Annotated in this window: 13 protein-coding genes and 1 tRNA gene; 9 read left to right on the forward strand and 5 right to left on the reverse strand. The window is 37.2% G+C overall.

Features of this window, described 5'->3' with window-relative positions; all coding sequences use genetic code 11:
• Position 1 precedes the first annotated feature (1 nt).
• Positions 2 to 75: transfer RNA gene (locus ACP5O9_RS01805), tRNA-Met, on the reverse strand.
• A 38-nt stretch (positions 76 to 113) separates the two neighbouring features.
• Here ACP5O9_RS01805 and ACP5O9_RS01810 point away from each other — a divergent pair.
• The 9 genes from ACP5O9_RS01810 (at position 114) to qmoC (ending at position 10524) form a co-directional block, all read left to right on the forward strand.
• On the forward strand, positions 114 to 713 hold the full coding sequence (locus tag ACP5O9_RS01810; RefSeq protein WP_424904797.1) for an XTP/dITP diphosphatase: 600 nt from the start codon (positions 114 to 116) through the stop codon (positions 711 to 713).
• Positions 714 to 814: 101 nt separating this feature from the next.
• Positions 815 to 1465, forward strand: coding sequence for an adenylate kinase (locus tag ACP5O9_RS01815; protein ID WP_353686609.1), 651 nt, complete (start codon positions 815 to 817; stop codon positions 1463 to 1465).
• Positions 1466 to 1477: 12 nt separating this feature from the next.
• Complete coding sequence (gene sat / locus ACP5O9_RS01820; RefSeq protein WP_353686610.1) at positions 1478 to 2863, forward strand: sulfate adenylyltransferase; 1386 nt, start codon at positions 1478 to 1480, stop codon at positions 2861 to 2863.
• Positions 2864 to 2875: 12 nt separating this feature from the next.
• A complete protein-coding gene (locus ACP5O9_RS01825) occupies positions 2876 to 3277 on the forward strand; it encodes a DUF6955 family protein (protein WP_353686611.1) in 402 nt (133 codons plus the stop codon).
• Between the two features lie 24 nt (positions 3278 to 3301).
• Complete coding sequence (aprB, locus tag ACP5O9_RS01830; protein WP_353686612.1) at positions 3302 to 3730, forward strand: adenylyl-sulfate reductase subunit beta; 429 nt, start codon at positions 3302 to 3304, stop codon at positions 3728 to 3730.
• A gap of 18 nt (positions 3731 to 3748) precedes the next feature.
• Positions 3749 to 5737, forward strand: a complete 1989-nt coding sequence (gene aprA / locus ACP5O9_RS01835) for an adenylyl-sulfate reductase subunit alpha (RefSeq protein ID WP_428723330.1) — start codon at positions 3749 to 3751, stop codon at positions 5735 to 5737.
• Between the two features lie 141 nt (positions 5738 to 5878).
• Complete coding sequence (locus ACP5O9_RS01840) at positions 5879 to 7126, forward strand: FAD-dependent oxidoreductase (protein ID WP_424904799.1); 1248 nt, start codon at positions 5879 to 5881, stop codon at positions 7124 to 7126.
• A gap of 3 nt (positions 7127 to 7129) precedes the next feature.
• Complete coding sequence (locus tag ACP5O9_RS01845) at positions 7130 to 9364, forward strand: FAD-dependent oxidoreductase (protein ID WP_428723331.1); 2235 nt, start codon at positions 7130 to 7132, stop codon at positions 9362 to 9364.
• Positions 9365 to 9375: 11 nt separating this feature from the next.
• Positions 9376 to 10524 carry a quinone-interacting membrane-bound oxidoreductase complex subunit QmoC gene (qmoC, locus tag ACP5O9_RS01850; protein WP_428723332.1) on the forward strand — a complete coding sequence of 383 codons (1149 nt, stop codon included), beginning with the start codon at positions 9376 to 9378 and terminating at the stop codon, positions 10522 to 10524.
• A gap of 31 nt (positions 10525 to 10555) precedes the next feature.
• On the opposite strand, the gene ACP5O9_RS01855 is transcribed toward qmoC, so the two are convergent.
• From ACP5O9_RS01855 to ACP5O9_RS01870, 4 genes are all read right to left on the reverse strand, one after another.
• Positions 10556 to 11731, reverse strand: coding sequence for a M16 family metallopeptidase (locus ACP5O9_RS01855; RefSeq protein WP_353686617.1), 1176 nt, complete (start codon positions 11729 to 11731; stop codon positions 10556 to 10558).
• A 56-nt stretch (positions 11732 to 11787) separates the two neighbouring features.
• Positions 11788 to 13881: a polyribonucleotide nucleotidyltransferase gene (gene pnp, locus ACP5O9_RS01860; RefSeq protein WP_428723333.1), complete on the reverse strand. Its 2094-nt coding sequence runs from the start codon at positions 13879 to 13881 to the stop codon at positions 11788 to 11790.
• A 20-nt stretch (positions 13882 to 13901) separates the two neighbouring features.
• Positions 13902 to 14171, reverse strand: coding sequence for a 30S ribosomal protein S15 (rpsO, locus tag ACP5O9_RS01865; RefSeq protein ID WP_353687073.1), 270 nt, complete (start codon positions 14169 to 14171; stop codon positions 13902 to 13904).
• 68 nt (positions 14172 to 14239) lie between these two features.
• Positions 14240 to 15644 (reverse strand): ATP-binding protein (locus ACP5O9_RS01870; protein ID WP_428723334.1); only part of this gene is annotated, 1405 nt, incomplete at its 5' end.

Raw genomic sequence — 15644 nt, forward strand, 5'->3', positions numbered from 1 at the left:
ATTGCGGGGAGAGGATTTGAACCTCTGACCTTCGGGTTATGAGCCCGACGAGCTACCAGACTGCTCCACCCCGCGATAATTTTAATATACCTTAAATAAACATGGTTTGTCAAATGCAGATTGTAATTGCTTCAAGAAATAAAAAAAAGACAGAAGAGTTAGGGAGAATTCTTAAAGATCTTAATATAGAACTTCTTTCAATTAACGATTTTCCAGAACTTGAAGAAGTTGTAGAAGATGGACTAACTTTTCAGGAAAACGCTTTAAAAAAAGCACGATATGTATGCCAGAAAACAGGCTTGCCTGCTTTGGCTGATGATTCAGGTCTTGTGGTGGATGCATTAGGAGGTGCTCCAGGAGTAAGGTCAGCGAGATATGCAGGAGAAAATGCAACTGATGAGGATAATATTAAAAAACTTTTAAAAGAATTAGAAGGAATTCCTCTGGAAGAAAGGACTGCTCAATTTGTATGTTGCATTGCTCTGGTTTTTCCGAATTCAAAAGAATATTTATTTTGGGGTTATGTGAAAGGTAAAATTACAGAGACTCCAAAAGGAAGCTATGGTTTTGGATACGATCCCGTTTTCATACCTGAAGGCAGTTCAGTAACTTTTGCTCAGATGTTACCTCATGAAAAGGATAAAATAAGTCATCGCAAAGAGGCACTTGATAAATTAAGAGAATTTTTGATAAAACTAACGACAAATTTATAAGGAAAACTTATTGCAAAATTATAAAATTTAAGTTGCTTTTTAAGCAATAATAGGTTAAATTATAAACCAAAAGTTAATTTTAATCTCAAAAGGAGGAAAAAGTGAGATTAGTATTCTTAGGTGCTCCAGGAGCAGGAAAAGGAACGCAGGCAAAAAAATTGGTGGAAAAATACGGAATTCCTCAGATATCAACGGGAGATCTTTTAAGAGCAGCAGTTGCTCAAGGAACGCCTCTTGGAAAGGAAGCAAAGGCATACATGGATAAAGGTGAGCTTGTTCCAGATTCAGTTGTTCTCGGGATGGTAAAGGAAAGGCTTGCACAGGATGATTGCAAAAAAGGTTTTATTCTTGATGGCTTTCCAAGAAATGTTGCTCAGGCTGAAGCCCTTGACAAGATGCTTGCTGAAATGAACATTCCGTTAGATTTAGCACTCAACCTTGATGTTCCTTTTGATGATTTAATGAAAAGGCTTACAGGTAGAAGAACTTGTAAGTCCTGTGGGCAGATGTACAATATCTATTTCTCTCCACCAAAAGTTGATGGCAAGTGTGACAAATGTGGTGGAGAGCTTTTTCAGAGAGATGATGATAAAGAGGAAACTATTAGAAAAAGACTTGAAGTTTACAGGGCTCAAACAGAACCATTAATTGATTACTATTCAAAAAAAGGAATTCTTAAAACTGTATCAGGCACAGGTAGCATAGATGAGATATTTAGCAGTATCTGTGCAATCTTAGAAAAAATTAAATAAGGAGGGAAAGGTATGCCAGATGTAAGAATTAAAACACTGCCACCGCCACATGGTGGAAAACTTGTGGAGAGAGTTGTTCGTGACCCTGAGATGGCAAGAAAACTAATGGAGAAGTGCTCTGCAGTTTATGACATTAAGCCAACCCTTTTTAAGGGCAATCCTGTAAGAAATGTTTACAGGGAAATAATGTCTGTATGTTATGGATTTTTCAGCCCTGTTGAAGGCTCAATGACAAAGGCTGACTTGGAAAGTGTTCTTGAAAAGAGAAGACTTACCAGCGGTTGGGTTTTCCCCTATCCAATTCTTTTTGACATTTCAGAGGAAGACTTTAAAAAGCTTAAAGTTGGACCAGGTGATTGGCTTCTCTTGAGACTTAAGGGAGAACCCTTTGCAATTCTTGAAATTGAAGAAGTTTATGAAATCGTGCCAGGTGATGTTGCTGTAAGAACCTTTGGAACACCTGAGAAAAATCCTGAGGTTGTAAAATTTCCCTTTGACCAGAAGCACACGGGGTATAATATTTACTGCTCATTAAATCCTATTATTCTTGCTGGAAAATACACAATAATAAATGAACCAAAAATCAGACCACCATTTGACAGATTCTGGTATCCACCAAAGAGAGCAAGAGAAGAGTTTGAGAAAAGGGGATGGACCACTGTTATAGCACATCAGACAAGAAATGTCCCCCATACAGGTCATGAAGCATTGATGAAAAATGCAGCATATATCGGTGATATAGAACCTTCTCATGGTATTGTTGTCAATGCAATAGTTGGTGCAAAAAGAATTGGAGATTTTCCTGATGAAGCAATCGTTGAAGGCCATGAAATGATTCATCTTGCTGGCTATATTAAACCTGAGCGTCATCTTGTAACCTTTACACTATGGGATATGAGATATGGAAATCCAATTGAATCTCTCATTCATGCAGTAATCAGACAGAATATGGGAATTTCCTTCCATATGTTTGGAAGAGACCATGCTGCATTGGGTGAGTATTATGATATTTACGCAACTCAAATTCTATGGTCTAAAGGTATTCCAAGCTTTGGTTTTGATGCTCCACCATATGCAGTGGAAGGTGGATTTTATATAAGGCCTCAGAACATTGCAGAATTCTGGTATTGTCCAAAATGCCTTGAATTTGCATATTCTGGTAATTGTAATCATAAGGGTATATACTCAAGATACTCTGGAAGCTTTATCAGAGGACTTATAAACGAAGGCGTAACACCACCACCACAGATTTATAGACCTGAAGTTTACAAGGTTGTTGTAAAATGGTGGCAGAAATTTGGATATCCATTTAATAATGAGAAGTATCTAAAAGAGAGGGAAGAAAGACTTGAGGTTGATCTCCCTCATATGGAACTCCCAGCTCACTTAAAAAAATAAAGGAGGTGAAAGATGGCTAAGTATTTTGGCGTAATAATTGATGAAAAAAGATTGGCAGCTATAAAGGGAACTCCCTTAGAGGAAAAAGTTGAGCCAATTTTTGGTGGAGCATTAAAGCGTCTTGTGATTGAGGTTTCTGATGAACTCGGGCAGAAAGTTATTGAGCAGTTTTCAAAAGCAAGATTTGATGCAAGAGGATTTATTGAAGAGACTCCTGCTGCATTCAAAAGATTAGTATTTAAGAAAATTGTAGAGAAAAAATCTTTGGGTCCAGAGGTAATAGAGGCTGCTGTTGCTGAGATCCCTTCAATTAAAGAAGAAATTGCAAAAGAAGACAGAGAGCTTCCAGTTCCCGATATTGACATAAGTGATATACTGGAACTACAAAAGAATCCAGTACAAAAACCAGCATAATAAAACAAAAAAGGAGGTTAAGCTATGCCAAGTTTTGTAATTCAAGAGAAGTGTGATGGTTGTAAAGCACAGGACAAAACTGCATGTCAGTACATTTGTCCTAATGACCTTATGGTTTTGGACAGAGAGAAGATGAAGGCTTACAATCAGGAGCCTGACCAGTGCTGGGAGTGCTACAACTGCGTAAAGATTTGCCCTCAGCAGGCAATTGAAATAAGAGGTTATGCAGACTTTTGTCCTCTCGGTGCAAGCGTTATTCCAATGAGAGGTCAGGACGCAATTATGTGGACAATTAAATTTAGAAATGGCTCTATTAAAAGATTCAAATTCCCGATCAGACTTACACCAGAGGGTTATTGGAATGCTGACAATATCTATGCAGGACTTCCTGAGCCTGATTATTCAAAAATTAAACAACCTGGCTACTTTAATTATGAAGCCAGAAAAGAATAACTAAAAAGGAGGGATAACATGGAAAAAGAGACTTGCACATTTTCATACTGTCAGAGACCAGATGTTGTTGAGATTGAAACAGATTTTCTAATCATTGGTGGTGGAATGGCTGCTTGTGGTGCTGCATTTGAAGCTTGTAGATGGGCAACACCAAAGGGGATTAAAGTAACACTTGTTGACAAAGCAGCAATGGATCGTTCTGGTGCAGTTGCAATGGGTCTTAGCGCTATTAACACCTACATTGGTGAAAATAAAGTTGTTGACTATGTAAAATATGTTCGTGCAGACCTGATGGGAATTATCAGAGAAGACCTTGTATATGACCTTGGCAGACATGTTGATGATTCTGTTCATATGTTTGAGGAATGGGGTCTTCCAATTTGGAAAAAAAGCGATGATGGTTGGTCGCTTGATGGATTCCAGGCAAGAGACCAGGGCAAACCAAAGCTTAAAGATGGTGGAGTTCCATGCCGTTCAGGTAAATGGCAGATAATGATCAATGGGGAATCATATAAGGTTATAGTTGCAGAGGCTGCTAAAGCTGCTCTTGAATTTAACAGAAAAGCAACTGGACAGGCTCAGAATATATATGAGAGAGTATTTATAGTTAAACTTCTTAAAGATGCAAAAGAGCCTAACAGAGTAGCAGGTGCAATAGGCTTTAGCGTAAGAGAAAACAAAATTTATCTCTTCAAAGCAAAGGCTATTCTTGCAGCCTGCGGTGGTGCAGTTAATGTTTTCAGACCAAGATCAACCAGAGAAGGAATGGGAAGAGCATGGTATCCAGTATGGAACTCTGGTTCTGGATATTACCTTGGTATTACTGTTGGTGCTGAATTGACAATGATGGAAAATAGATTCGTTCCTGCAAGATTCAAAGATGGATATGGTCCAGTTGGTGCATGGTTCCTCTTCTTTAAAGCAAAGGCAAGCGACTCCCTTGGAAATGACTACTGCGCTAAGGATACTCCAGAATTTCAGGATGCTGTGAAGAAATATGGAAAATGGGCAGAGGCTTTAGGAACTGCTATTAGAAACCATCTGATGATGCAGGCTATGAAACAGGGTAGAGGACCTATTCTTATGAATACCCACACTGCAATGCAGGAACTTGCAAAGCAGATGGATGCAAAGAGACTCAAACACCTTGAAGCAGAAGCATGGGAAGACTTCCTTGACATGTGCATTGGTCAGGCAGGATTGTGGGCAGCCTATAATGTAGAGCCTGATAAGGTTCCATCTGAAATTATGCCAACAGAGCCTTATCTCCTTGGCTCACATGCTGGCTGTGCAGGATTCTGGGTAAGCGGACCTGGTGACATCCCCGGTGCACCAGCAGAGTGGTTCTGGGGCTATAATAGAATGAGCACAGTTAATGGTCTTTTCATGGCTGGTGATATTGTTGGTGCATCAGGACATAAGTTCTCCTCAGGTTCACATGCAGAGGGAAGAATTGCTGCAAAAGCAGCAATTGCCTTCATACTTGATAATTCAGGATACACACCAACAATAGCAGAAGATCCAAATGCTCTGGCAGCAGAGCTGTATCTGCCATTTGAGCTTTATGAAAAATATAAGACCTACTCAACAGATCCAAAAGTTAATCCATACTACATCAAGCCCGATATGTATCAGGCAAGACTCCAGAAGATTGCTGATGAGTACTTTGGTGGAGTTGGAACATGGTATATGACCTCTAAGACAATGATTGAGGAAGGTCTTAGGAAGCTTCAGGTTCTCAAAGAGGATGCTTCAAGACTGGCTGCAGCAAATCTCCATGAGCTTCTCCGTTGCTGGGAGAATGTACACAGAACACTCTCACTTGAAGCTCATGCAAGACACATTCTCTTTAGAGAAGAATCCCGTTATCCTGGCTATTACTACAGAGGAGACTTTGACTTTGTTGATGATAACAACTGGCGTGCTTTTGTCAACTCAGTTTATGATCCAGCTACTGATACATTTACACTTAAGAAAGTCCCATACGTCCAGATATTCCCAGACTAATACAGAGTCAGATTTGGGAGGGGATTATCCCCCTCCCTTTAATTTTAAACATTGAAAAGAGATGATTATAAAAATTCGTAATGCAGTCAAAGCTGTATTACGAATTTTTGTGTTTAAGAATTTATTTAAAGGAGGCTACCGATGAGCGCTGAAACAAACCGCATCTTGGTAATTGGTGGAGGATTCAGTGGGTTAACTGCAGGTATTGAGGCTGCCGAGACAGGAGCAGAGGTTATAATTGTTGAGAAAAATCCTTATCTCGGCGGAAGAGTTACTCAGTTGAATAAATACTTTCCAAAAATCTGTCCACCAATGTGTGGTCTTGAGATTAATTTCAGGCGTATAAAAGTTAATCCAGCAGTAACATTCTACACCATGGCAGAGGTTACATCAATTAGTGGTGGACCAGGAGATTATACAGTAACAATAAAATTGAATCCTCGTTATGTAAATGAAAACTGTACAGCCTGCAATGCCTGTGCAGAAGTTTGTCCAGCTGAAAGAGATAATGATTTCAACTTTGGATTGAACAAGACTAAAGCTATTTATCTGCCGTTTGAACAGGCTTTTCCTCTTAGATATGTCATTGACAGAACAGCATGTCCAAAGGATTGTGCAGCTCCCTGTGTGGATGCCTGTAAATATAATGCAATAGACCTTAATATGCAACCTCAGACAATTGAAATTAAAGTTAACTCAATAATTGTCGCAACAGGTTGGAAGCCTTATGATGCTTCAAAGATAGATAATCTCGGATTTGGAAAGGTTAAAAATGTTATAACAAACATGATGCTTGAAAGACTCGCTTCTAAAAATGGGCCTACCCAGGGACAGATTTTAAGACCATCTGATGGAAAGCCTGTTGAGAGTGTTGCCTTTGTTCAATGCGCTGGAAGCAGAGACGAAAATCATCTTCCCTTCTGTTCATACATCTGCTGTCTTGCTTCTCTGAAGCACACGCTGTATATAAAAGAGCAAAATCCTGATGCTGAGGTTACAATCTTTTACATTGACATAAGAACTCCGGGCAGATATGAGAAGTTTTTCAATCAAGTTAAAGAACAAACAGGAGTTAATCTTATCAAAGGAAAAGTTGCTGAAGTCCAGCAGGATAAGGATTCAGATGATGTTATTGTAACTGCAGAAGATATGCTCAGTGGAGAAAAAATCAGGAAAAAAGTAGATATGGTAGTTCTTGCCACAGGAATGCAGCCAGAGGGCTTTGAAATAAAAGTTCCAGGGCTCAAGTACGCAATAGATGGATTTGTGGTTGACTCTGACGGCTTATATTCTGCAGGTTGTGCAAAAGCTCCAATGGATGTAGCAGGTTGTGGAAAGGATGCCACAGCTGCAGCCCTCAAGGCAATTCAGACTGGAGTAAGGAGGTAATCTATGGAAAAGAAAATAGGACTATATATCTGCAAAGGCTGTGGTATAGGTGAAGTAATTAACACGGAAAAGATTGTAAATATAGCAAAAAATGCATTAAGAGTTCCAGTAGTAGCTGAGCATGATGTTTTATGCAGCAAAGAAGGTATTAAATTAATAAAACAAGACATTGCTGAGCAGGGAGTAAACAGCATCGTTATAGCAGGATGCTCTCCAAGAGTTAAAACCTATGAATTTACCTTTCCTGGTTGCTTTGTAGAGAGAGTTCCTCTTAGGGAGCTTGCTGTCTGGGCAATAGAGGATGATGCTGAAAAACAGCTTGCAGCGGAAGATTACATTAAAATGGGAGTTATAAAGGCTCAAAAAGGAGATATTCCAGAGCCCTACATTATTGAAATTGCTAAATCAATTCTCGTAGTAGGTGGTGGAATCTCAGGAATGACAGCAGCGATAGAGGCAGCTCGTGCTGGATATGATGTTGTTCTTGTTGAAAAGGAGGCTGAGCTTGGAGGTTTTGCAAGAAAACTTTACAAAAGAGTGCCAACAGATGATTTTACAAAGGGAGTTCTCGGAGATGTTAATCTTGAGCCACTTATAAATGAAGTTACATCAAATCCAAAAATAAAGGTTTATACATCGTCAAAAATTGAAAGAATTGATGGACAACCCGGTGATTTTGATGTAACCATTCGTAAAGGAGACTCTACAGAAACCATTAAAATTGGTGCTATAATTCAGGCAACAGGATGGAAACCCTATGATGCTAAAAAACTTGCCAAGAAATATGGATACGGTAAGTTCAAGGATGTAGTCACTAATTTTGAGTTTGAAGAAATTGCAAAAAATAACAATGGTGTAATCAAGAGACCTTCTGATCACAGAGTTGTTAAATCTGTTCTTTTTGTTCAGTGTGCAGGGCAGAGAGACCCTGAGCATATTCCATATTGTTCAGGAATGTGCTGTGCTACAACACTTAAGCAGGCAAGATATGTTACAGATGGTAATCCTGACGCTATAGCAATGGTTATTTACAAAGATATTCGTACTCCAGGAAAGCTTGAATATTATTACAAAGAAGCTCAGAATACACCTGGAGTTATGCTTGCCAAAGGAGAAGTTACAGGAATTAGAGAAGAATGGGATAAATTGATTGTTACTGTGGAAGACTCTTTAATTGGCGAAAAAGCTGAAATAGAAGCAGAAATGGTTGTTCTTGCCACTGGAATGGTCCCAACAACAAAAGAACCGCAGGATTATCTTATTGGACTCGCAGAGGCTGCAGCAAAAGGTGATGAAGCAAAGGCAAAATATATTGAGACAACCAAAAAACCGGAATTCATTCTTAATCTTGGATATCGTCAAGGACCTGAACTTCCTTTCCTTGAGGGTGGATTTGGTTTTGTTGATTCTAATTTTATCTGTTTCCAGTATGAAACCCGTAGGACAGGTATATACGCGGTTGGACCAGTGCGTCAACCTATGAATATGGCTGAATCTCAGGAAGATGCCCGTGGTGCAGCATTAAAAGCAATTCAATGCATTGAACATGTTGCAAAGGGAATGGCTGTTCATCCAAGAGCATGGGATACTTCTTATCCTGAACCAAATCTTTCAAAGTGTACAGCCTGCAAGCGCTGCACAGAGGAGTGCCCCTTTGGTGCAATTGATGAGGATGAAAAAGGCATTCCATTCTATAAACCAAACAGATGCCGTAGATGTGGGACCTGTATGGGTGCATGTCCAGAAAGAATAGTTTCATTCAAAGACTACAGCGTGGATATGATTGGTTCAATGCTTAAGAATGTTTCTGTACCGAGTGAAGATGAAAGACCTCGTATTATAGTGCTTTGCTGTGAAAATGACGCATTTCCTGCAACAGAGACAGCAGCATTTCACAGACTCAAACTTGACCCTGCATTGAGATTTATTCAACTAAGGTGCCTCGGCTCTATGAACCTTGTCTGGATTGCTGATGCTCTTTCAAGAGGTGTGGACGGAATGTTACTGCTCGGATGTAAATTTGGCGAAAACTATCAGTGTCATTTTGCAAAAGGCAGTGAGCTTGCCAAATACAGACTTGGTAAGGTTCAGGAGACTCTTGACAGACTTCAACTTGAATCAGACCGAGTTCAGATGTATGAGGTAGCAATTGATGAGTACTGGAGAATTCCTGATATAGTAAATGAATTTATGGAGAAAATTAGACAAATCGGTCCTAATCCATTTAAGGGCTTCTAAGGAGGAAAGATATGGATACAATAAAACCAGATTTACAGTTTGCAAAAGAGATTATAAAAGCAGGCGGAGAATCTTTGAAAAAGTGTTATCAGTGCTCGACATGCACTGTTGTATGCCCGCTCTCACCTGATAAAGCACCTTTTCCAAGAAAAGAGATGCTTTATGCTCAGTGGGGGATTAAGGAAAAACTTTTCCAGAATCCTGATATATGGCTTTGTCATCATTGTGGTGACTGCACAGCCTACTGTCCAAGAGGAGCTAAACCTGGCGAGGTTTTAGGTGCTGTAAGAAAACTCATGATACAAAACTATTCTCCACCTAAGTTTCTTGCAAAATGGGTATCAGATCCTAAGTATATTTTGCTCATATTCCTTATTCCATTGCTTTTCTTCCTCGGTGAAATGGCAGTTCTGGGTTACTTCAGTGGAGCAGAGATTCCAAGAGGGGAGAATGGCGAGATGTCCTATGTGGCTTTTTTGCCTGCAGTTCCATGGATTGATGTTCCTTTTATGGCATTGGCAGCTTTTGCAATAATTTGCTTTTACAATGGCGTTAAGCGATACTGGCTTGACCTTGCACAAGGAACGGAGATTAAGCGCAAGGATATATACGGATGCATATGGGAAACCATAAAAGACATACTGCTTCATAAGAAATTTCAACTCTGCGGTGTAAATAAAGGAAGATATACAGCTCATATTCTTGTTCTTTATGCCTTTATCGGACTTGCTATAACAACTGGTATAGCTGCTTTTTATGAATGGGTGCTGAGATGGGAGTCTCCCTATCCGCAGACAAACATTGTGAAAATTATCGGAAATATAAGTGGAATTGCGCTTATTATAGGAATGTTCCTTGTGATTGTAAACAGAAGTAAAAATTCGGCAAAACAGGGACTCGGAAGCTATTTTGATTGGCTACTTATTACGATAATTGCTGGAGTGGGTGTTACAGGATTTCTTGCTGAAATTCTGAGACTTGCTGATGTAGAAACTCTTGGATATGCCTCATACATTGCTCATCTTGTATTTGTATTTGTTCTTTTTGCATATGCACCTCACTCAAAGATGGCACATATGGTTTACAGAGCAACTGCAATGGTTTTTGCAAAAGCATCATTGAGAGAGGAAGCTTCCATAAGGCAGGAAGAAGCAGCATAGAGAAAGGGCGGCTTATGCCGCCCTTAAATTTTTATTTTTCAAAAACGAGTTTCTCACTAACAGGTCCAAGAAGTGTTATTGAAAAATCTTTTTCTTTTAAAATTGATGCCATATCCCTCACTTCATTAAATGTAACTGATTCGAATTGCTTTATTTGCTGCTGAAGAGTATAATACTGTCCAAAATATAGCTCCTGATAGGCTAAATTGTGCATTACTGAGCTTGGAGATTCCTGAGAAAAAATAATTTGCGATATTGTCTGAGTTTTTGCCCTTTTAAATTCTTCCTTTTTCAAGTTTTCAGGAATTTTTTTTAATATTTTAAAGATTGTTTCCACTATTCTATTTATTTTTTTAGGTTCACAGGCAGTATAAACTCCAAATAAACCTGTATCATGATAAAAGGAAGTAAAAGAATAGATATTATAAACCCAGCCTCTTTTTTCTCTTATTTCCTGAAATAGTCTTGAGCTGACGCTTCCACCAACAATACAGTTAAGCAGAATTAAAGCATATCTGTGAGGACTGTTGAAAGGGAAAGTCTCTGTTCCCATACATAAATGGATTTCGTTTAAGTCTTTTTCATGGATTTTAATACATGGAGAAAAAAGGGAATTACTATTTATCACGACATTTTTAAAAATTCTGGGTTTGATGTTTTTCTCAAGGCTTTCAATTAATCTTTTTTCATCAAAACTTCCTGCGCAGCTTATAATAGAGTTTCCGTAAAACTCATTATAACGGTCAACAATATCTTTTCTGGTTATTGTTAATACTGCTTCCTCTCTGCCAAGAATAGGTTGTCCAAGTCCATCTGGGAATGAGTTTTCCATAAAAAGATCATGAACAAGCTCATCTGGTGTATCATTTATTGTTCGGATTTCGTCAAGAATAACAGAACGTTCTTTTTCTATTTCTTCCTCAGGAAAAAGGGGATTTGAATAAATATCTCCAATAAGTTCTATTGCCTGAGGCATGTAAGTATCAAGAACTTTTATATAAATTGAAGTAAACTCTCTTGAAGTAAAGGCATTTATATCTCCTCCCAGAGTATCAATTTCAAGAGATATTCTGTGCGCATCCCTCTTTGGAGTTCCTTGAAAGAAAAGATGTTCTATGAAATGGGATAATCCATTTTTTGAAGAAGGTTCATGTCTGGAGCCATGTTTTATCCATACTCCAAGCACAAAAGATCTGTAGCCTTTCATTTCATTCATTAATACAGGGATGTTGGAGGACAGATAGGTTTTTTTAATCATCAAGATTAATTTTTTGCGATAGTTCTGGCTTCAATTTCTCTTAAAGCCTCTTTTCTGCTCAGGCGAACCCTTCCAAGTTCGTCAATTTCAATTACTTTTACAGGAATCTCATCTCCCACTTTTAGTACTTCAGATACTTTATGAATTCTTTTATCAGCAATTTGAGATATATGTAGTAATCCTTCAACTCCTGGCATTATTTCAACAAAAGCTCCAAAATCTGCTATTCTTGTTACTTTACCCATGTAAATTCTTCCCAGTTCTGCTTCCTGAGTAATTCCTTTAATGATCTCAATGGCTCGTAGAGCTGAAGCTTCTTGGGAAGATGCAATTTTGATAATTCCCTCTTTATCTTCAATGTCTATTTTTACCCCTGTTTCTTCTATAATGCTTTTAATTACCCTTCCTCCTGTGCCAATTATATCTCTAATTTTTTCAGGTTTGACCTGTATTTTATATATTCTTGGAGCATATGGAGAAAGCTCTTTTGGCTGACTGATGGTTTCATACATTTTTTCGAGAATAAATAATCTTGCATGCTTTGCCTGCCCTAAAGCTTTTTTAAATATTTCATAATCTATGCCAGGAATCTTCACATCCATCTGAAAGGCTGTTATACCTTTTTCAGTTCCTGCTACTTTGAAATCCATATCACCATAATGGTCTTCCATCCCGAGTATGTCAGTAAGTATCACAACTTCATCGTCCTCTTTAATGAGGCCCATCGCAACCCCTGCTACATGAGCTTTTATTGGAACTCCTGCATCCATCAAAGAAAGACTTGCTCCGCATACAGTTGCCATTGAGGATGAACCATTTGATTCAAGAATGTCTGATACAACTCTTATGGTATATGGAAATTCGTCCTTAGAAGGAATTACATACTGTAGAGCTCTCTCTGCAAGATATCCATGACCAATTTCTCTTCTTCCAGGTGCTCGTAAGGGCTTAACTTCTCCTACACTGAATGGCAAGAAATTATAATGAAGCATAAATGTTTTAAATATTTCTCCTTCAAGAGAATCAACTTTTTGTTCATCTTCTGAAGTGCCAAGAGTTGTTGCAACAAGTGCCTGTGTTTCTCCTCTTGTAAATAAAGCAGAACCATGAACTCTTGGTAATATTCCCACCATGCATGTAATTGGTCTTATTTCATCAGGTTTTCTACCATCCACTCTCAGTCCTTTTTTTACAATTCTCTGGCGCATAATTTTTTTTACTATTTTATCAAAGGCACTACTAATCTTGAGGAAATCTATCTCTTCTGTACTTAAATTTTGTATGCATTCATTAAGTAGTTCCTCAAGCGCCTGCTGTCTTTCAAGCTTTTTTTGTAGAAATAAGGCATTTTCAATTTTTCCTGAAATGATATTTAAAATGGCTTCTTTGAGATTTTCATCTTCTTGGGCTTTAATTTCTCTTTTTGATTTTCCTGCTAAAAGAGCAAGTTTTTTCTGGATAGCGATTGTTTCTTTTATATGAGTGTGAGCAAACTTTAAAGCTTCTATTAGAATTTCTTCAGAGCACTCTTGAGCGCTACCTTCAACCATGGTAACAGCTTCTTCTGTGCCTGCAACCACAAGATTGAGGCTGCTTTTTTCAGATTCTTCATTGTCAGGATTTAAAACAAACTTTTCTCCAATTAGACCAACTCTCACAGCTCCCACAGGTCCATTAAATGGAATATCAGATATAGTCAAAGCAGCTGAAATTCCAATTATACTTAGAATATCCGCAATGTTTTCATCTCCATAAGAAAGAACAGAGGCAATTCCCTGGGTTTCATAATTAAATCCTTCAGGGAAAAGAGGCCTTATAGGCCTGTCAATCAGACGGGAAACCAGAATTTCTCTATCCGTTGGTTTACCTTCTCTTTTAAAAAAACCTCCTGGAATTTTACCTGCAGAATAGGCTTTTTCCTGATAGTCAATGGTTAGTGGAACAAAATCTACTCCTTCATTAGGAGTTTTTTCAGCAACTATAGTACATAATACATATGTATCACCATATTTTACTAAAACTGAGCCATTTGTTTGTTTTGCAAAAACGCCTGTCTGTAAAATAAGTTTTTTCCCTTTAATATCCAGTTCTACTTCCATGTCCCCTCTTTTTCCTTCAATTATTTTCTAATATTAAGTCTTTCAATGAGCTTATCATATCTTTCTCTGTCAATCTTTTTGAGATAGTTTAGAAGCTTTCTTCTTTGTGCAACTAATTTAATGAGACCTCTTCTTGAATGATGGTCTTTTTTGTGAATTTTAAAGTGTTCAGTTAAATAATTAATTCTTTCAGTTATAATAGCAATTTGTACCTCAGGTGAACCTGTATCAGTTGGATGCATTTTAAAACTTTCAATAATCTCTTTTTTTCTTTCTGGAGAAATTCCCATACCTTTCACCACCTTTCCTAAAAGATTAACTTTAAAAATTAACATAAAATTAAAGATTTAGTAAAGTTTTAGGCTTCGGTACTGACTGAAATAAGCTTAAAATCACCTTCTAATTCCTTAAGAAGGTTTAATCTATTTTGATGACAGCTCAATATAATTACCTGATTTGATTTTGCAATGTCCTGGATTAAATATTTCATGCCCTTAACAAATCTTTCATCATCTGAGTGGGCGAAGGGCTCATCAAGTATTAAAGGAATTTTTATATTGTTACTTAAAGCCTGAGCAAGAATGACTCTCACAGTAAGGTATATCTGTTCCACCATTCCTCCGCTGAGTTTACTTTCAATTTCTTTCTCCGATAAAGCATATTCAATTTCTGGCACTTTTATATTAAAGGAAAGGTCTTTGTTAAAAGATATGTTTACTGTTTTGCCTGTTATTTTACTTAAAAGCTCAGAAGCTGATATATTTAATTTTTCAGCCCAGACTGCATGATGTTTCTTTGTAATATTTTCAATTACTTCAAAAGATTTTTGTAAGGCTTTCTTAAATCTTTCCAGAGTTTCTAATCGCTTTGCTAAAGTCTCTATCTTTTCATCTATCTCTTCAATTTCTTTTCTGTACTGAATAATTTTTTCATAATCCCTCTGAAGTTGATGAATTTTGTCTTTTAAATCCTCTTTAGCCCTGAGTAGTTCTTCTTTTTTCTGTTCATATTTTTCAATATCTTCATAATTTATTTCCCCATCAGTGAGAATTCTTGATTCATAAAAGTTTATTTCCTCATTGGAAAGAAGATTTTTCTTGAATTCTTCAATTTTTTTCGCATTTTCTATAAATTCTTTGATTTCTTTCCTGTGCATATTCATTTTCTTAAATACATTGAAGAATTCCTGTCTGTCATTTATAAAAAATTTAGAAATCAACTGGTCTATATTCTCAGAAAGTCTTTGAGTTTTCAGTTGCAATTCTTTTATTTCATTGTTTAATTTTTTGTTTTCACTGTAAAGTTTGAGTTGATAAAAAAGTAGAGGAATACATAGGGCAATTCCTGAGTAAAATATTTTATTTGTTAATCCTCCTATGATGCTTAATAAGGCTATTATGAGAACCAGAAAGTATATTTTTTTTGATAAATTTTTTATCTCACTATGCCTCTGCTGTTTTGATTTTAAACTCTGTAGCAATGCCTGCATTTCATTTTCGTAAAGAATTATAAATTGCTGCTCTTCAGATTTTAGATTTTCAAAATCTCTATAAAAATCAACGAATTTTTTAAATTCCTTTAATTCCTGATTTCTTTTTTCAAGTTTCTCAATCTCTTTCCTGTAAAAATTATCTCTATGAATTTTCCATTTAGCATAATTACTGTCAATCTCTATTAGTTTATTGTTTATTTTTTCTAATTCATGCATTTTTTCAGCATAATTTTCAATAAGTTCTGCCTGCAAGTCTGTCAAATTTTTAAAA

The sequence above is a fragment of the Thermodesulfovibrio sp. genome (assembly GCF_049969575.1).
GTDB classification, from domain to species: Bacteria; Nitrospirota; Thermodesulfovibrionia; order Thermodesulfovibrionales; family Thermodesulfovibrionaceae; genus Thermodesulfovibrio; species Thermodesulfovibrio obliviosus.